The sequence below is a fragment of the Vibrio jasicida 090810c genome (genome assembly GCF_002887615.1).
Classification (GTDB): Bacteria; Pseudomonadota; Gammaproteobacteria; order Enterobacterales; family Vibrionaceae; genus Vibrio; species Vibrio jasicida.
In genome coordinates, this window is record NZ_CP025793.1 from 1,746,702 (window position 1) to 1,765,376 (window position 18,675).

Sequence of the window (18,675 nt, forward strand, 5' to 3'; positions counted from 1 at the left end):
TCAGTGGTCGGTGAAAGGCAATAAAACGAGAGAGACATATGTCACTAAACGAAGTGCATATTTCAAGTCTGGTAGTGCATGTTCTGCCTGAACATTTAGCAGAGACGAAAACCCAGATCGAAACATATGAAAATGCGGAAATCTACGGCGACAGTCCTGAAGGCAAAATCATCGTTGTGCTTGAAACAGAGAACCAAGGTTTCATCACAGACACTATCGATGCGATTAATAATTTACCGAATGTCTTGAGCACGGTTTTGGTTTATCACCAAATCGAAACTGGGCTAGAAGAAACGGAAGAAAAAGACACTGGAACACAACATTCCCAAATTGAGGGTGAAGTATGAAAATGACAAGACGTGCGTTTGTGAAAGCAAACGCGGCTGCATCAGCTGCTGCTGTCGCAGGTATTACACTACCAGCTTCTGCAACTAACCTGATTGCAAGCTCTGATCAAACCAAAATCACATGGGACAAAGCGCCTTGTCGTTTCTGTGGTACAGGCTGTTCTGTTCTTGTTGGTACTCAAAACGGTAAAGTAGTAGCAACACAGGGTGACCCTGAAGCGCCGGTAAACAAAGGCCTGAACTGTATCAAAGGTTACTTCCTTTCAAAAATCATGTACGGCCAAGATCGTCTGACTACGCCAATGCTGCGTATGAAAGATGGTAAATACGATAAGAACGGTGATTTCGCACCGATCTCTTGGGACGCTGCTTTCGACATCATGGCAGAGAAATGGAAAGCATCTCTAGAGAAAAAAGGCCCAACCAGCGTGGGGATGTTCGGTTCTGGCCAATGGACAGTAATGGAAGGTTACGCTGCTGCAAAAATGATGAAAGCAGGTTTCCGCTCTAACAATATCGACCCTAACGCGCGTCACTGTATGGCATCTGCTGTAGTTGGCTTCATGCGTGCATTTGGTATCGATGAGCCAATGGGTTGTTACGATGACTTCGAGAACGCAGACGCATTCGTTCTTTGGGGTTCAAACATGGCAGAAATGCACCCTGTACTTTGGACTCGTATTACTGACCGTCGCCTAAGCCACCCTCACGTTAAAGTGAACGTGCTTTCTACTTACTACCACCGTTCATTTGAGTTGGCAGATCACGGCTACATTTTCAATCCTCAGTCTGACCTAGCGATTGCTAACTTCATCGCAAACTACATCATCGAAAATGATGCAGTGAACTGGGATTTTGTAAACAAGCATACTAACTTCACCCAAGCTGACACTGATATTGGTTACGGTCTACGTGACGACGACCCACTACAAAAGGCAGCGAAGAATCCGAACTCTGGCAAGCTAACTTCTATCTCATTCGAAGAATACAAAAAGTCTGTAGCACCATATACGGTTGAGAAAGCGTCAGAGATCTCTGGCGTTGAAAAAGAAAAACTGATTGAGCTTGCAAAGCAATACGCGGATCCAAACACAAAAGTGATGTCTCTATGGACGATGGGTATGAACCAACATACTCGCGGCGTATGGATGAACAACTTGGTTTACAACATCCACCTACTAACCGGCAAGATTGCGACTCCGGGTAACAGCCCATTCTCACTAACAGGTCAACCATCAGCGTGTGGTACGGCTCGTGAAGTTGGTACATTTGCTCACCGCTTACCAGCAGATATGGTCGTTGCTAACCCTAAACACCGTAAGATTGCAGAAAATATCTGGAAGCTACCGGAAGGCACTATCCCACCGAAACCGGGGTTCCACGCAGTACTGCAAGACCGTATGTTGCATGACGGCGTTCTAAACTGTTACTGGGTTCAATGTAACAACAACATGCAAGCTGGTCCGAACATCAACGCTGAGCGTCTTCCTGGTTACCGTAACCCAGAAAACTTCATCGTCGTATCTGACCCATACCCAACCGCAACCGCGCAAGCTGGAGACCTTATCCTTCCTACCGCGATGTGGATTGAGAAAGAAGGCGCATACGGTAATGCTGAGCGTCGTACTCAAGCATGGTACCAACAAGTTGGTACGATTGGTGATGCGAAGTCTGACCTATGGCAAGTAATGGAATTCTCGAAACGCTTCAAGATGGAAGAAGTGTGGCCAGAAGAGTTACTTGCTAAAGCACCGGAATACCGTGGCAAAACCATGTACGACATGCTGTTCAAGAATGGTCAAGTGGACAAGTTCCCTATCGAAGAAGCGCGTGAGATGAACGATGACGCTCACCACTTCGGTTACTACGTACAGAAAGGTCTGTTCGAAGAGTACGCGACGTTTGGTCGTGGTCACGGTCACGACTTAGCACCGTATGATGTTTACCACACAGTACGCGGTCTACGCTGGCCGGTTGTTGATGGCAAAGAAACACAATGGCGCTTTAAAGAAGGCTCTGACCCGTATGCGAAAGCAGGTTCAGGTTGGGACTTCTACGGCAATGCAGATGGCAAAGCGAAGATCATCTCTGCACCATACGAAGCGCCACCAGAAGTGCCTAACGAAGAGTTCGATATGTGGCTATGTACAGGCCGAGTTCTTGAACATTGGCATACAGGTACAATGACGCGCCGTGTTCCAGAGCTATACAAAGCGGTTCCAGATGCGGTGTGTTACATGCACCCTGACGACGCTAAAGCTCGCAACGTTCGCCGCGGGGAAGAAGTTCTGATGGCAAACAAACGTGGTGAAGTACGCGTTCGTGTAGAAACTCGCGGCCGTAACCGTCCGCCAAAAGGCTTGGTATTCGTACCGTTCTTTGATGCTCGTATTTTGATCAACAAGCTGATCCTTGATGCGACGGACCCATTGTCTAAACAGACAGACTTTAAAAAGTGTCCAGTCAAAATCACTAAGATTGCTTAACCGTCAAATAACGAATGCACAGGCCGCCAGCGCGGCGGCCTAGAAAAGAATTTTAGCCTTAAAGGCGGAGATGAAATGATGAAAAAATTACTTGTCGCACTTTTATCTGTAGGTGCTTTGTTGACAGGCGTTGCGCAAGCTGAATTGGACAACCCTGGCGGCACAGGCGGTCTAGACTCGCTACGCGGCACTGCACAGCTTGAAGACACACGTCCTGCGGATGACTTTAAAGATTTTCCAAAAGATCAAATCGTTGAAGACAGCTTTGTTTATCAGCCACCGCTGATCCCACATAGCATTCGTAACTACGAGGTGTCTTTGAACGCAAACAAATGTCTAGCATGTCACAGCTGGAAAAACGCTAAAGACGCAGGCGCTACCAAAATCAGTGTAACGCACTACGTTAACCGAGAAGACGCGGTATTGGCAGACATGTCTCCACGTCGCTACTTCTGTTTGCAATGTCACGTTCCACAAACCAGTGCTACTCCGCTAGTGGAAAACGAGTTTAAGGCAGTCGATTCGCTTCAGTAATTGAAACGCGAGTACTAAGAGGTTACTTATGAAAATACTTAAAGCGTTTTGGAAGAGGCTATCACGCCCAAGTAAAGCTGCCGCTGGTGTTGTTTTATTTCTTGGCTTTGCCGGTGGTCTTCTCTTTTGGGGGGCATTCAACACAGGTATGGAAGCAACCAACACAGAGGAATTCTGTTCTGGCTGTCACGCACCAATCGTTGCTGAAATCCAAGAGACAATCCACTATTCTAACCGCTCTGGCGTTCGAGCTATCTGTTCAGACTGTCACGTACCACATGAATGGACAGATAAGATCGTCCGTAAAGTTCAAGCGTCAAAAGAGTTGTTTGCTCACTACGTGACGAAGACCATCGATACACCAGAGAAATTCCAAGCCCGTCGCGAGCACTTAGCAGAACGTGAATGGGCACGAATGAAGAAGAACGACTCTCTTGAGTGTCGTAACTGTCATGAGTTCGATTTCATGGACTACTCACAACAGGGTAAACGTGCAGCAGAACAACACTCAACTGCGCTTGCTTCAGGCGAAAAAACGTGTGTAGATTGCCACAAAGGTATCGCACACAAACTGCCTGACATGCACGGTGTTGAAGGCTGGCAATAAGGAGAAACACAGACAATGAGCAATCTAGAATCCTTTATCTGGCATTTCCTTGGATATAGCGCAATGCCCGTGATTATTCTTTCCGGCTTTGTGGGGGTAGCAGCAGTCTCTCTATGGCTACTTTCACTAGGTAAGGATAAAGAGGTGTAATTTACCTCTAGTCAGTCAACATTTTTGCCTATTTTGTTGACGGAAAACGCCAAGCATTTACTTGGCGTTTTTTCTTTGTAGTTCTGACAATTCAATAGCACTGGCAAAGCTCGAAGAAGTTTTTTCTACCCACAACCGACTCAAACTCTGATTACCACGACTCACGCTTTATAGCTTCACTAAGCCTCCCAAGTTCCCTTAAGGTACGCCAGAAACAAAAAAGGCGACCCTATAGGCCGCCAAATAATACTGCTGTGAGGAGCAGTTTAGGACTCTTTAATAGGCAGAACTTGTCGAACGTATTGACCTGGTGCTTCATCAATAGCCGGATTTTGCTCAGAGCCAACTGGGAACGGTTCGACCTGCTCTTCTGGGTTGAACTGCATTAACCATTGATGCCAGTGTGTCCACCAAGAACCCTCCTGATGGTTAGCATTGTTAAACCATTCATCAGCAGAATCATCAAGGTTGTCGTTTAACCAGTAGCCATACTTATTTTTAGCAGGATGGTTAACGATCCCCGCGATATGACCAGACTCACCCAACACAAAGGTCTTATTGCCGCCAGTATTGAGTGCACCACGATAGGTTCCTTGCCACAATGCGATATGGTCTTCTTTGGTCGATACAAAGTAGCTCGGGATCTTAATCTTATTCAGATCGATCCAGACGCCACCGATCTTCACGCCCTTGTCTTGAACAAGCTTGTTCTCTAGATAGAGTTCACGCAATAAGAAGTTGTGGGAAGCAGCGCTCACATTGGTGCTGTCGCTGTTCCAGTACAGAAGATCGAAGTCTACAGGGCTGTTGCCTTTGAGGTAATTGTCCACATAGTAGTTCCAGTACAGACTGTTCTCGCGTAATAGGCTGAAGGTAACACTGAGTGAGCGGCCATCCATGTAACCTTTCGCGTTGTTTTGCGTCTCAATTGCACTGATGATGGTATCGTTGATGTACGCCCCTACTTCGCCCGGCTGAGAGAAGTCCAGTAGAGTGGTAAAGAAGCTTGCAGATTTAATGCGTTTCTTCATACGTTTCGCAGCATAGTACGCCACGGTACTGGCCAAGACCGTACCACCAATACAGTAACCAGCCGCATTTATCTGCTCTTGGCCCGTTACGTCTTCGATGGCCGTAACTGCTTTGGCGACGCCTTCCGTCACGTAGTCACCAAACTCAACTTGAGCTTGCTCTTTACCTGGGTTGCGCCACGACATCATAAACACGCTATGACCTTGCTCTAACAACCAACGAACCATTGAGTTCTTCGCGGTTAGATCAAGGATGTAGTATTTGTTGATAAACGGCGGGACGATAAGCAGTGGCGTTGCATTGATTTTTTCTGTCAAAGGACGGTATTGAATGAGCTCAAACAACTCATTTTGAAACACAACATCGCCTGCGGTTGTCGCCACATCATCACCAACACGGAAAGCATTGTTGTTTGTCATTCGTACTTTCAGAATGTCCGCGCTTGACTCTACGTCCTCTTTCAGCTTTTCCAAACCCGTTAGAAGGTTCTCACCATTTTGCTCTAACGTCAGTTTAAGCAGCTCTGGGTTAGTCGCGATAAAGTTTGAAGGAGAGAGTGCATTGATGGCTTGGCGAGAGAAGAAGGTAATACGTTCTTTCGTCTTCTCATCCAACCCTTCTATAGAATCCAGAGTGTCGAGATAAGTCTTACTAAACAATAGGTAGGATTGTTTGATGAAGCTGTACATCGCTTCGTTTTGCCAAGCTTCGTTAGAGAAACGCTTATCGCCCTTCTCTGCTTCGATGATTTGTGCCTGATTACCAGCTAACGCCACGTTCTGCCATATTTGCAGTTGTTGCTCCCACCACTCTGCTTGGAGTTTTAAAATCGCAGCTGGTTGATTGGCGGCTTGTTCGAACAGTTTAGCCGTATCTTCGAAGTTCACTTCTTGCATGGCCTTATTCAAAGGAGAATTCACGACTGCCTTGTTGACTTCGAAATCATGCCACCACTGATGATTGGTTTCTTGAAGCTTAACAAGATAGTCCGAAAAGAAGTGCTGAAACATAGTCTTACTCCTATATTCGGAAAGAAAAACGCCGCCCAAGAACTCGGGCGGCGAAAAGTGGACGTATTACGCAGGAGTAACAGTCTTTAGATTTTCCGAAGTCATTTGTTCAACGTCTTCTTTGAATTCTTTTGCGATAGATTGCAACTTGTTGCTGTCATCCATCATTTGTTGAGAAAGCTTTGTAAGCACGCTTAGTTGCTGGCTGTTAAACGCCGTTAAAGAAGTGACGTCTTTGATTTCTGACGCTGCTTTCATTTGGTTTAGGCCAACTTCGCTATATGTGCGGATTGCATTCAGTTGAAGCTCTGTAAGCACTTCTACATTCTTGGTCACTAGCTTGTTGAACTTCAAGTATGGTTCAAGGTTCTTTTCAGTTTGATCGCTAAAAGTTTTGAAGAAATCAGTGTACATGGTTTATCTCCTAGAGAAAGAATTAAAATATCCGTTTAAATAACTACTTAACTGCTTTTACAACCACAGCCGTGCCCATACCGCCGCCTACACAAAGTGAAGCAACACCGTACTGACCGTCTTGTTTGTGAAGTTCGTGTACTAACGTAACCAAAATGCGGTTACCTGATGCACCTAGAGGGTGGCCCAATGCGATTGCACCACCATTAAAGTTGGCTTTGTCTTGAATTGAGCTCACGGGAACTTGGTTGGTTTCTGCCAATTTATGAATCACACCCAAAGCTTGTGCAGCAAAGGCTTCATTCAACTCATAAACGTCAATATCGCTGGTTTTCAGGTCAGCTTTGTTCAACGCTTTGTTTACCGATTCAACCGGACCAAGACCCATAATTTTTGGATCCAGACCAGACTGCGCATAACTTACGATTTCAGCGATTGGCGTTAAGCCGAGTTCCTGAACTGCACTCTCAGAAGCAAGGATAATGGCACTAGCACCGTCATTAATGCCGGAAGCGTTGCCTGCTGTTACCGTACCTTCACGGTCAAAAGCTGGGCGCAGTTTACTCAAGCCTTCCAGTGTTGCGTTTGCTTTAGGGTATTCATCCGTATCAAACACGACGGTTTCACGACGTTGTTTAACTTCGACCGGCACAATTTCGTCTTTGAACTTACCCGCTTCAATCGCAGCGACAGCCTTTTGTTGGCTCGCTAGCGCATATTCGTCTTGCTGTTGGCGCGTCAAACCAACCTCTTTCGCAACATTTTCGGCGGTAACACCCATGTGGTATTGGTTGTAAACGTCCGTCAAACCGTCAGCAATGAGGAGATCTTTCAACTCCATGTTGCCCATCTTATTGCCATCACGTACAACGCTAGGCACGATGAATGGGATTTGTGACATTACCTCGACACCTGCAGCCACAACCACTTGTGCATCGCCACTGCGAATATGAGAAACGCCATCCATGACAGTTTTCATACCACTGCCGCAAACCATGTTCACGCCATAAGCTGGCACAGACTCGGGAATACCGGCAAACATCGCGGCTTGACGACCAACGCCCATACCTTGCCCTGCTGCGATAACGTTACCAACGATCACTTCATCAACTTTATCGCCCGTTAGTGATGCCGCCTCAAGCGCACCTTTAATTGCAACCGCCGCTAGATTGCCCGCTGACGTGTTTTTTAAGCTTCCGCCAAACGCGCCAATCGGTGTACGTTTCGCTGCAATAACAAATACTTTTTCCATCATCTTCTCCTTAGCTCATGTATAGGCCGCCGTTCACCGACAGTGTTTCACCGGTGATGTAAGCGCCGGCATCACTCACTAAGAAGCTTACGGATGATGCAATTTCTTCAGGCGTTGCTAAACGCTTCATTGGGATCTGGTTGGTGATAGACTCCAGCACTTCCGGTTTCATTTGTTCAACCATTGGTGTCCCTGTGTAACCCGGAGCAATAACGTTTACCGTTACGCCTGAGCGAGCCCCCTCATATGCCAATGCTTTAGAAAAACCAATCATGCCAGCCTTAGCCGCTGAATAGTTTGCTTGACCAAACTGGCCTTTCAGACCATTAACAGAAGAGATGTTAATAATACGACCACCGCCTTTTTCGCACATGGTTGCAAAAAGCGGCTGTGTCACGTTGAACAAGCTATTTAGGTTGGTATTAATGACGTCGTTCCAAGCCTGTGCAGTCATCTTTTTAAACACGCCATCGCGTGTGATTCCTGCATTATTGACGACGACATCAACGGTTCCTTCTTCCTCAAGTAAAAGTGCTAGTTTTTCAGCACATTGAGCGGTGTTAGTTACATCTAGTTCAAAAAGACGTACCTGATCTTTATTGAACCCTTTTTCATTAAACCATTCCAACGCACACTCATAGTTACCAGTAAAGTAAGTAGCAATTACTCGGTAACCATCATTAACTAATTGAGAGGAAATAGCAGAACCAATTCCGCCTTTTGATCCAGTGATCAAAGCGACTTTCTTCATTGAAGACTCCATTCTTAACGGCATTAAAAAGCGAATTAAGACACTGGCGAAATATTTCGCCAACTGACATATAAATTTATTCTTGTGGCAACAAATCCTCTGCTGCCTTTTATTTTAAGTTAACCTAGAAATATTACATTTCAAATAAAAAACTCATTCATTTGCATAAGATTGATTTAGATCTCACTAGCAATGAAATGTTATAGAAAGGTTAAATACGCTTAAGGGATTGATTTAAAAAGACTTAAACTATAGACAACTTAATCAACAATGATTAAAACCATCTTTATTTCAGTCACTTATACGAATTTTTATGTTTATTGCATTTACAAAGAGTGAAAGATCATCTTTGGTTTCTAAACTAATAATTCTTAATTAAATCATTGGAGTAATAGTTCCAATAGATGACCTTACAAATATTAAATATATCATTTATTTAGATATCACCTTGCATTAAAATTTTAATTATCATCAAACCTTTAATGACAATTAAATCAACGTAAAATAAATAAAAACCCAGAAATATTTTCCTTAATATAGGCTTATTTAAAAACCGACTTTTTATAAATGTCACCATTTGGTGCATGCAAGCACTAATATGTCGCAATCATTTAATTACTATTTTATTTTTATTAAATAGTTGAAAGGTAGATGGATGTCCAAGAAGGTAACGACTTTTATCTATGGCATCGAAGAGCACTTTGCACTATCTTTGTTGCCTGACTAGCTAATAATACAATAATCACTAATATGAATACCGCTTTGCTGACCATGTTTATCCCCACCTTTTTCTTTGTTTCTATCACGCCTGGTATGTGTATGACACTCGCGCTCACGCTAGGCATGAGCATCGGCTACCGAAGAACCCTGTGGATGATGGCAGGAGAATTAGTTGGGGTGGCACTGGTTTCTGTCTCAGCAGTACTTGGTATTGCCGCAATCATGCTCAACTACCCATGGCTGTTTACTGCGCTCAAACTGATTGGCGCTAGCTACCTGCTCTATCTGGGAATTGAAATGTGGCGTTCACGAGGTAAGCTCGCAATCAATGTTGATAGTATTGATGTACCGACTAGTGGTAACTGGGATTTGGTACTTCAAGGGTTTATTACAGCCATCGCAAACCCGAAGGGGTGGGCGTTCATGATTTCACTTCTCCCTCCGTTTATCGATCAAAGCGCAGCACTCACGCCTCAACTTGTTGTTCTCGTCTCTATTATTTTGTTATTTGAGTTCATCTGTATGTCTCTTTACGCTACTGGTGGCAAAGGACTTAAACGTTTACTAGGCCAATCAAAAAACGTGCGCTTGATGAACCGAATTGCAGGCACTTTGATGATGGGTGTCGGTGTTTGGTTGTTATTGAGCTAATTCAGCAAGCAATGACACACATCTTAGATAAGTTCAAACAGACCATTCGTGAGGCACTCGATTTTCAGGCTCGCGTGTGGGTAGTAAACGTCTATACGGGAGAGCACAAAGGCGAGTCTTATATGGTGAATGAGGACAGCTTTTCGGAACCATTACAGTGGATGAAGAAGAAAGGTTATCAAGATGCCATGCTCACCAAAGTTGAATCGATGACGCGTTCCCAAATCATAGAGTTCGATCTTGGTTCAGTGAAGCATCGCCTAATGCGCGTTAAGTAACACCTTCTTTTATTTTATTTTATTTCTCGTTTCTCGTTTCTCGTTTCTCGTTTCTCGTTTCTCGTTTCTCGTTTCTCGTTTCTCGTTTCTCGTTTCTCGTTTCTCTAGATAAAAAAGCGCCACTCAAGTTGAGTGGCGCAAGCACTTTTACCTTAAACACCAAACATTATGGTGCAGTGTCGATCTCTACTGGTAGGTAGTGTTTTGGTTCTAGCTTCAACCATTCCGGAAGCACCGTACCAATCGAGATAGATGACCACGTACCCGATAGTACGCCGATAAACATTGCTGTTGAGAAACCAGCAAGAGCTGAGCCCCCCATGATCCATAGTGCTCCAACAGTGATAAGCGTTGTACCAGACGTCACCATAGTACGGGAGAACGTCGCCAGTACCGCTTCATCGTTAATTTGTTCCGTTTTCCAACTTTGCTTAGCAACCAGTAACTCACGAATTCGGTCTGCAATGATAATCGAGTCATTCAACGAGTAACCGAGAATAGCGAGAATCGCTGCGAACACCGTTAAATTGAATTCCATTTGGGTAATAGCAAAGAAACCCAGAACGAGAATAACGTCGTGCGCGAGAGCGAACAATGAACCACTTGCTAAACGCCACTCAAAGCGGAAACACAAGTAACCAAGAATTGTCAGTACTGAAACCAGTAGCGCTAAACCACCTTGATCGAACAAATCCTGACCTACTTGAGCCCCTACGATACTGTTACTTACAACTTTCACTTCATGTGAGATCGGCTTAAGCGTCTCTGCCACACTTGGTAAAGTTTGACCCTCTGTTGGTGCTGAATAGCGAATCACCCAACGACCATCCTCACCCGAACGAGTTACTGATGTCGAGTCACCCAACTTAGGTTGCAGTGCATTCAATAAATCGTGGTTCGTTAGTTGTTTATCGACTTTCACTTCGGTAACCATACCACCAGTGAAATCAAGACCTAAGTTTAGTCCCTTCATACCAAGGGCGACCAGCGCAATGACCGTTAGAACAACAGAGACAAACGTTGTGAAGTAACGAATCTTACGGATATTTTGTTTTAGCATTTCAACCATGATTTAAACCCTTACATCACGACGGCCATCACGGCCCCAAATTAAATTAATCATTGCACGAGAAGCGAATACGCCAGTAAACATACTGGTCATCAGACCCAAGCCTAGTGTTAAAGCAAAGCCCTGAATTGGACCGTTACCGATCGCGTATAGAATCACTGCTGTGATCATGGTGGTGATGTTGGCATCAAGGATGGTTGCAAATGCACTATCAAAACCGAGGTCAATCGCTTGAGCGAAGCTGCGACCCTCTCGCATTTTGTCCTTAATACGTTCAAAGATAATTACGTTGGTATCCACTGCCATACCTACGGTCAATACCAAACCGGCAATACCAGGCAATGTAAGTACCGCACCTGGAAGCAGCGCGATTAAGCCAAGCAAGCAAAGCATGTTTGCACAAAGTGCTACGTTTGCAACCCAACCTAAACGACGGTACCAAAGCGCCATAAAGGTGAGCGTTAAGCCCATACCTAGCGCAAGCGCAGCAAAGCCGTTTTGAATGTTTTCTGCACCAAGAGAAGCACCAATTGTGCGCTCTTCAACAATCGTTACTGGGGCAGTTAGAGAGCCTGCACGCAGAAGCAAAGCTAGTTGTTGCGCTTCATCCATGCTGCCAGCACCTGTGATGCGGAATTGGCTACCAAGTTGAGATTGAATCGTTGCAACACTGATGACGCGTTCACTGCGCTCTGTCATGCCGCGTTCATTTGTCTTGTACTCACGGTACACGGTCGCCATAGGCTTACCAATGTGAGTCGCGGAGAAGTCACTCATCTTCTTACCACCCGCGTGGTCTAGAGAGATGTTTACTTCTGACATGCCCATTTTATCCACACCAGCGCGTGCGTTTACAATGTGCTCACCAGTAAGGACAGGACGTTTAGCAAGAATAACGGTACGGCCGTCGTTGTCTTTTAGAACAAGATCTTGGCTGCTTCGTGCTTGGCTTGCATCTTTCACTTCATAGAAAGCAAGACTCGCTGTTGCACCGATAACGTTTTTCGCTTGGGCAGGATCTTGAACACCAGGAAGTTCGATACGAATACTCTCTTTACCTTGACGTTGAACCATCGCCTCGGTAATACCGAGTTCTTCTATACGACCGCGCATGATCTTCAAGTTTTGTTGCAACGTAGTCGTTTGGAACTCTTGGATGTTTTGTTCACTTGGTTGAAGTTCAAAGCCTCGGTCTGTGCTTGTCATCGTCCAGCCAGGGTAGTTTTGGCGAAGGAATTGGCTTGCTGCTTTCAAGCCTTCCTCGTTTTCACTGTTTACCGCAATGTGGTTGCCCGCTTCGGCGCGAACCTGAACACCACGAACACGCTCTTCACGAAGGCTTGCTTTGATCTCGTCTACTAATGCGTCACGTTGTTCTTCGAATGCTTTATTTACATCTACGTTCAGTAGGAATTGCACACCACCACGTAAATCCAAACCTAGCTTGATTGGGCTAAAGCCCATTTCATTTAGCCACTCTGGTGCAACCGATACGTAAGAGAACGTAATGCTGTCGTCTTTGTTTAATTGTTCGTTTAACAGAGCACGCGCTTTACTTTGTGCATCTTCGCCATCGAAAACGATTGTGGTTTGGCCGTCTTTCTCAATGATCTTCGACGCAGGAATGTGATGCGACTTTAATAGCTGATCCAATTGAACCACTGACATCGCACTGTTGTTTTGGTCAGCAAACGTAACCTGAATAGACGGCTGCTCGCCAAACCAAGTTGGGATTGCGCTCAAAGTTAAGATGATAACGGTCGTAATTAATACGACATATTTCCATGCTGAGTAATGGTTCAGCACTTTTCTGGTTTTTTGTGGTTTCGGTGTTTTCTTCATGTAAACATCATCCATTCACTAATCAGTGAATATTCAAATAGTTAAATTCAAGACACGACAAAACGATTACCCAACTAAAAGCAGGTATGGAATGCACAGAACGATCACTCGCCCTGTAAAAATGTTGTCGTGTTAAGAATGCACAAGATGTGCAGAGTGATGGTGTTTAAGCTGAAAACTGACTATTGAGAGCGACGTACATGGCATTGGTGTCTTTCCAACCAGCAATGCGATGGTCACTAACAAAATAGTGAAAGGTAGATTGGTTTTGACGCCAACTGATGTCCATTAGGCTATAAGCATAACCAGCATCGGCGTAAAAAGGACTGGTTAGATCGCCAACGAAATCAACATGTTCGTCGTCGATATTCTCACGTAGGTGCGATGTCCAACGCTGAGAGTTAAAAATAGCGAATGAATCTTGGCTGGCATGTCCCTCTGAAACAGGAGACTGAGTAGACTCTTCTGTCAGCTCGGAGATATCAACCGGAGAGTTCGTTGCGGAGTTAGCAACCGTAAAAGGTTGTAACTTAGAGAAGTGAGGTAAGTGCGATTTATGTTCTAACTGCGCAGCAGACGCTTGCATTGGCGATAGCACCATTGCAAGTAGCAGCAAAAACAGTTTTCTAACGTAAATCCAAGGCATGATAGCTCACTTAAAACAAAACGAGCCGAGTTCTTCAACTCAGCTCGCAGATAGTATTCCTATTGCTTATAGTTAACAACTAAAAAGTTATAAATCTCTGTTTCCAACCTTGGAAAACAACATCCACCAGCGTTCAACAGACATTCATCGATAAAATATTTCACCTTTATCGACATCTAAATAGATTTTGTTTTCTTGTTCTAGCCCGCCGCAATATATGAAATACACATTGCGCTTTTTATACGTCACAGAGCGAACCCATCCACCAAGCTCTTCGAAGTCACTAGGCGCACACGTTTCGTCATCAAGCAATTGCTGCGTTTTATTACGGAATATATCTAAGTGTACTTTCAAATCATCGGACTTTTGTAAGTAGTTGTCCAATATTTCCAAGCGCTCTTGTTCTTTAATCACCGGTTGTGAATCCGATAGCCCTTTCGCATCGACCCATTCTGCCGTTTCTTCCCCGCCCTCTTCATAAACAATGTAATCCGAGAGGCGAAACCAACCATCAGCTTTCTCCAGCACCGATACTTTCTCACCCTTATATAGGGCATCAACAATCAATGATTGGTTATCGGGTTTGTTATACACGTTGATGCGGCGTTCTGTGACATAGTATTCGGTGACCTCTGGAGCAGGCACTTCTAAATCCATGATAGGTTTTGGTTCCTCTTTTGGACCCACCTCTTTTTCAGGCTTAAACGGCGCTTCAGCGACAGGCTCGTCTTTTTGCATAAAGAAGAAGTAGTACCCTGCCCCAGCGCCTCCAAGCAGCAATAAAATGACCAGTGCAATCAGTGCTTTCTTCATGTCCTATTCCTTTTCTTCTTTGTATCAACGGCGCCCATACAGCATCTATACTGATAGCAGATGCATAACTTACGTGACAACAATGATGAACAAGCTCAAATGGATATTGCTCCTAGTTCCACTTCCAGCATTCGCCAATATTCAATGTGACCACGCTTCGTGGAATGACAATCTTACCCAATTCAGTCGTTTAGAGTCCAATTACAATGAACATGCTCGCTTGTTTAATGAGAGCCTAAAAGAATACAACGATAGTCAGATGTACTCACAAACATTTTCAACGGATGAGTTAAGCAAACTTTGGCGTACGCCTTCCAATAAAAACCGCTTGAAAAAGCAATTGTTGGAGTCAGAGGAACAACGAGAGGATTTCATCGAAATGTCACGCGCTATAAACGCCCTGATGCATCGCTCTCAAACCATCGCTGAAAATTGGAAACGCATTGTCTTTTATTGCCAGAAGGAAGGCGCTAAGTCGAACGAGATCACGGCGAACTGGTATCTGACCAATACATTAGAAATGCAAAATGACTTCCGAATTTTGGCAGGAAAGTACCTCACACTTGCCAATCAATATGGCATGGAAATCGACGCTATTAATTATGCACGAAACAGCTCTGAATGATTCTGTTCATATTGGGATTGTTCCCCCTTTCAAATTGAGCAATTAATAATCAAACAGGTCAATTTATAGAGACATCTGTCACAATAACGCTTTACTTACGACCAGTTTTTGGGTAATTTACCCATTAACAAAATTTAATATAAAGTCACATTTGGCTGGAGATGATGCTACAAAAATGGTTATCAATCGATTAAGTAACAGGGATTGTCCTAATGCTACCAAAGCCAAGTTTTTGTCAGTAGTTAGGCACGTTAAACAGTTCGGTTCAATCAGTGACTTGGACCTTTGTAAAATCTTCGGAGAGACAATTTGGAGCGATGGGAGGGAGTACCATTCAGCCGCGTTCTCATTTAAGGTTGATAGACACACAGGTAACTGTGAGATCTCAAAATACAAATACCAATAAGGCTTAAAAGAATCACCAAGCGGAGTCAGGCAACTGACTCCGTTTTTTATTGCTCGCTAAACGAAAGGCGATTTAATGTTTTGGCATCACAATAGTGAAATCGTGCTCGGAATACCCTTCAACCAAATAACTGTCCTTACATAACAGTCGGCAATAACGCAGTATTCCCTCTTTGTTGTGCGATTCAAGCATCTGCATACTCGGTAACTTTGCCTCATCCAATAAGTTAAACGCACAGGCTATCTTCGCCGCCCGATACATCTTCTCAATCATCTCGACAGTATGATTTGGATTAGCTGATTGATAATTCAAAGAGCCAGAAGCCAAGACATAGTCCGCACTCGGCAGCACAAGTTTGGAAAAGTCTCCTCGTATGTAATCCGCGTGTGTTTTGAAGACTCTTTGCCTAGCCACAGAAATGAACTGCTTCTGCTGGTCAATTCCGATATAGCCAGATAAGCAGATATCTTTTTGCTCTAAATATTCAAGTAAATCAGCATAACCACACCCGATATCTAGAAGGCTCGTACCATTGAGCGGTAAATCATGACACAAGGCTTCAAAGCGACTTACTTGGCTAAACTTGTCCTGCCAACCTAATGTTTTTGCCTTGTCGTCACCAAATTGCTTATATCGTTTACGGTGATAATGAGCGATACGCAGCCTATCTAACCACTTCATGTGTACTTACCTTTCGAAATCATTTTATGATTTAGTATCAACTTAAGTCTGAGTATAAATAGGAAGATTACCATTACCCTTCACTTGTCGAATGGCTAAGTGCGTGTGGATGTCTTTTACATTTTCCAATCGCTGTAATTTTCGAGTAAACGACTCATAACCCATCAGATCTTTGCTTACTACTTCGAGCAGATAGTCGTATGCCCCAGAAACAACATGACAAGAGATGACCTCTTCCATATCACCGATGGCTTGTTCAAAGTCATCAATAGAGGTTGCTTGGTGATTATTCAAACTGACCTCAACAAACACCGTCATCGCGATGCCCGCTTTATCACGTGAAATCATTGCCCTATAACCGCTAATGACCCCCTCCTGCTCTAGCCGTTTGATCCTTCTTGCACAAGGTGAAGCAGAGAGTCCGACTTTATCTGCAAGCTCACTCGTCGTCATCGTCGCGTCTTGTTGAATCAAATGAAGTAATTGGCGATCTATTTTATCCATTTCATCATCCATGCCAAATTTCACTAACAAAAGCTTTCATTTAGATTAAAATCATCAATATCGAGCGATATAGCGCTATAGTTTGCCACCATTAATCGTCACTTTCATCCGATAATTAACACATTATTCACAAAGTATTGGACACATGATGGCTTTAGGATACGCCGCGATGCTCACCACCCTTTTTCTTTGGGCTGGTTTTTTTCTGTCCCTCAAAGGCGGGACGATTTCTAATCTTGAGCCAGCAGACATTGCTCTCACCCGATTTCTCGTCCCGGCCTTAGTCTTATTTCCATTCGTCATCAAATCGATGGATCACGTGCGCGCGGTCCCCCACAAATACCTCCTCGGTATCCTTCTTGGCAGTGGCTTGCCTTACTTGTTGATTGTTGGCACTGCAATGCAGTTTGCCCCTGTCGCGCATGGCAGTGCTCTCGTCCCAGGAACCTTGCCTTTATTTGTATCTGCTATCGCGGTAATTTGCTTTCAACAACCACTCAGCCGGCATCGAATTATTGGTCTGTCGGCGGTGTTGTTTGGTATAGCTGTTTTTTTTATTGTCCAACTTGGGAAGTGAATACAATTGGCCCCAACTTAAAGGGCATTTTTTGTTTTTGCTGGGTAGTTTGATGTGGGCCACGTTTACTATCAGTGCTCGTGTAGCAAATTTGAGTGCACAGGTTTGCGCTGGGTTTGTATCGATCATCTCGTTTGCGATGCTTATCGTCGCCATCGGTTTTGGTTGGACAGACAGTTACCTCGCCATCACTCCCTTAAACAAATGGCCATGGAGTGAACTCTTTGGACATATCTTGCTGCAAGGTGTTGGCGCTGGGTTAGTTGCCTCTTTCACCTTCCTCTATGCCGTAAAAAACATTGGGGCAGAAGCGAGTGCAGCCTTTGGTTCCTTAACCCCAGTGCTCGCAACCTTGCTGGCGATACCGGTTTTCAATGAAAGACCAGATATCTTAACTTGGTGCGCACTCTTTTTGGTTACGTGTGGCAGCATCGTGGCAAGCAATGTTTTAATGAAACAAGACCCTGGCCAAAAATATCAGCCCCCCGTTCACAGATAAGAATAAAATTGCACGACTTTTGTCTCCGACTATTGAAAGCCAAAACGGCGTTTTGATAACCTGTTGGGCATAATAAATTACAACGTCAGATGTTATGCCTTCAACTCACAGCAAAGACGAATTACATCGATTTTTAAAAACAGGAATGCGCCTCTGGGTTAACTTCGAGTTCAGCTCGGAAGAAAAATACACTTACGCTGCGACTTATATTGGATTGAAAGAAAACGCTTATATCATTCTCGATATTCCAACACGACTACTGGAAGAACAAGCACTCCGTAAGCTCAACAATGTCGATGTGGTCATCCGAGGCGTTTCAGATACGGATTTGGGACACGTGATTGCTTTTAAAACCAGCGTTCTGATGAATGTTCTACGTCCATCTCCATTGTTATTTATTCGTATTCCCGCCACTTTCGCGACCAAGCCCGTGCGAGAACATGAACGCTACAAGCTACAGCTGGGTTGCGCTATCGACCATATGAACAATAAATACGAAGGCTGCTTGATTGATTTCTCGTTATCCGGTTGCGGGATCTCAACCATGATAGAACCAGAGTTCTTAGTGGGTGATAGGATCACGATAGACTCACCTCTAAGTGGTTATATTGATGATGATAATCGCTGCTCCGTTGCAAACATTAAGAAACTTGCCAAGGGTTGGATTATTGGAGTGCAATTTGCGGAGCCTTTGAATATGACGGAAGAACTCAAAACAGAGTTGCTTGAACAATCCTTTTCTGCAGCGACAATATAACGAATCAGTAGTGTCAACGATAAG

General features: G+C 44.4%; 19 protein-coding genes and 1 pseudogene. 10 read left to right on the forward strand and 10 right to left on the reverse strand.

Annotated features, from left to right (window positions below; translation table 11 throughout):
- The first annotated feature begins 38 nt into the window (after nt 1-38).
- The 5 genes from C1S73_RS25260 (at nt 39) to C1S73_RS25280 (ending at nt 4,124) form a co-directional block, all read left to right on the forward strand.
- The gene (locus tag C1S73_RS25260) at nt 39-347 is read left to right on the forward strand and encodes a chaperone NapD (RefSeq protein WP_038867403.1); all 309 of its coding nucleotides are present in this window, start codon (nt 39-41) and stop codon (nt 345-347) included.
- On the forward strand, nt 344-2,833 hold the full coding sequence (gene napA / locus C1S73_RS25265; protein ID WP_038867401.1) for a periplasmic nitrate reductase subunit alpha: 2,490 nt from the start codon (nt 344-346) through the stop codon (nt 2,831-2,833). Before C1S73_RS25260 ends, napA begins: the two co-directional genes overlap by 4 nt.
- Nucleotides 2,834-2,911: 78 nt before the next feature.
- Nucleotides 2,912-3,367 (forward strand): nitrate reductase cytochrome c-type subunit, encoded by a 456-nt coding sequence (locus C1S73_RS25270; RefSeq protein WP_038867487.1) that lies wholly within the window; start codon nt 2,912-2,914, stop codon nt 3,365-3,367.
- A 28-nt stretch (nt 3,368-3,395) separates the two neighbouring features.
- Nucleotides 3,396-3,974 (forward strand): NapC/NirT family cytochrome c, encoded by a 579-nt coding sequence (locus C1S73_RS25275; protein WP_038867399.1) that lies wholly within the window; start codon nt 3,396-3,398, stop codon nt 3,972-3,974.
- 15 nt (nt 3,975-3,989) lie between these two features.
- Complete coding sequence (locus C1S73_RS25280) at nt 3,990-4,124, forward strand: TIGR02808 family protein (RefSeq protein ID WP_009704753.1); 135 nt, start codon at nt 3,990-3,992, stop codon at nt 4,122-4,124.
- A 266-nt stretch (nt 4,125-4,390) separates the two neighbouring features.
- On the opposite strand, the gene phaC is transcribed toward C1S73_RS25280, so the two are convergent.
- From phaC to C1S73_RS25300, 4 genes are all read right to left on the reverse strand, one after another.
- Nucleotides 4,391-6,166, reverse strand: coding sequence for a class I poly(R)-hydroxyalkanoic acid synthase (gene phaC, locus C1S73_RS25285; protein ID WP_038867396.1), 1,776 nt, complete (start codon nt 6,164-6,166; stop codon nt 4,391-4,393).
- 66 nt (nt 6,167-6,232) lie between these two features.
- Nucleotides 6,233-6,580 (reverse strand): phasin family protein, encoded by a 348-nt coding sequence (locus tag C1S73_RS25290; RefSeq protein ID WP_038867394.1) that lies wholly within the window; start codon nt 6,578-6,580, stop codon nt 6,233-6,235.
- A gap of 43 nt (nt 6,581-6,623) precedes the next feature.
- Nucleotides 6,624-7,832: an acetyl-CoA C-acetyltransferase gene (locus C1S73_RS25295; RefSeq protein WP_038867390.1), complete on the reverse strand. Its 1,209-nt coding sequence runs from the start codon at nt 7,830-7,832 to the stop codon at nt 6,624-6,626.
- A 10-nt stretch (nt 7,833-7,842) separates the two neighbouring features.
- Entirely contained in the window at nt 7,843-8,583 is a 741-nt protein-coding gene (locus C1S73_RS25300; RefSeq protein WP_038867388.1) for an SDR family oxidoreductase, read from the reverse strand.
- Between the two features lie 750 nt (nt 8,584-9,333).
- Here C1S73_RS25300 and C1S73_RS25305 point away from each other — a divergent pair.
- Nucleotides 9,334-9,954: a LysE family translocator gene (locus C1S73_RS25305; RefSeq protein ID WP_038867386.1), complete on the forward strand. Its 621-nt coding sequence runs from the start codon at nt 9,334-9,336 to the stop codon at nt 9,952-9,954.
- Between the two features lie 11 nt (nt 9,955-9,965).
- Entirely contained in the window at nt 9,966-10,232 is a 267-nt protein-coding gene (locus C1S73_RS25310; RefSeq protein ID WP_038867485.1) for a hypothetical protein, read from the forward strand.
- A gap of 166 nt (nt 10,233-10,398) precedes the next feature.
- Here the strand turns inward: C1S73_RS25310 and secF are convergent, their stop codons facing one another.
- The 4 genes from secF to C1S73_RS25330 all read right to left on the reverse strand — a co-directional run bounded on the left by secF (nt 10,399) and on the right by C1S73_RS25330 (nt 14,602).
- Nucleotides 10,399-11,301 (reverse strand): protein translocase subunit SecF, encoded by a 903-nt coding sequence (gene secF / locus C1S73_RS25315; protein ID WP_038867383.1) that lies wholly within the window; start codon nt 11,299-11,301, stop codon nt 10,399-10,401.
- Nucleotides 11,302-11,304: 3 nt separating this feature from the next.
- Nucleotides 11,305-13,143 (reverse strand): protein translocase subunit SecD, encoded by a 1,839-nt coding sequence (gene secD / locus C1S73_RS25320; protein WP_038867483.1) that lies wholly within the window; start codon nt 13,141-13,143, stop codon nt 11,305-11,307.
- Nucleotides 13,144-13,309: 166 nt separating this feature from the next.
- The gene (locus C1S73_RS25325) at nt 13,310-13,789 is read right to left on the reverse strand and encodes a hypothetical protein (RefSeq protein ID WP_038867380.1); all 480 of its coding nucleotides are present in this window, start codon (nt 13,787-13,789) and stop codon (nt 13,310-13,312) included.
- Nucleotides 13,790-13,933: 144 nt separating this feature from the next.
- On the reverse strand, nt 13,934-14,602 hold the full coding sequence (locus C1S73_RS25330; protein WP_038867378.1) for an SH3 domain-containing protein: 669 nt from the start codon (nt 14,600-14,602) through the stop codon (nt 13,934-13,936).
- Nucleotides 14,603-14,684: 82 nt separating this feature from the next.
- On the opposite strand from C1S73_RS25330, the gene C1S73_RS25335 reads away from it, so the two are divergent.
- Entirely contained in the window at nt 14,685-15,227 is a 543-nt protein-coding gene (locus C1S73_RS25335) for a hypothetical protein (protein WP_038867376.1), read from the forward strand.
- Nucleotides 15,228-15,705: 478 nt separating this feature from the next.
- On the opposite strand, the gene C1S73_RS25345 is transcribed toward C1S73_RS25335, so the two are convergent.
- Nucleotides 15,706-16,314: a class I SAM-dependent methyltransferase gene (locus C1S73_RS25345; RefSeq protein ID WP_038867373.1), complete on the reverse strand. Its 609-nt coding sequence runs from the start codon at nt 16,312-16,314 to the stop codon at nt 15,706-15,708.
- Nucleotides 16,315-16,356: 42 nt separating this feature from the next.
- Entirely contained in the window at nt 16,357-16,818 is a 462-nt protein-coding gene (locus C1S73_RS25350; RefSeq protein ID WP_038867482.1) for an Lrp/AsnC family transcriptional regulator, read from the reverse strand.
- A 148-nt stretch (nt 16,819-16,966) separates the two neighbouring features.
- Here C1S73_RS25350 and C1S73_RS25355 point away from each other — a divergent pair.
- Both C1S73_RS25355 and C1S73_RS25360 read left to right on the forward strand, forming a co-directional pair.
- Nucleotides 16,967-17,894 (forward strand): annotated as a pseudogene (locus tag C1S73_RS25355) (DMT family transporter).
- A gap of 94 nt (nt 17,895-17,988) precedes the next feature.
- Nucleotides 17,989-18,651: a flagellar brake protein gene (locus C1S73_RS25360; protein ID WP_038867372.1), complete on the forward strand. Its 663-nt coding sequence runs from the start codon at nt 17,989-17,991 to the stop codon at nt 18,649-18,651.
- Nucleotides 18,652-18,675 lie beyond the last annotated feature (24 nt).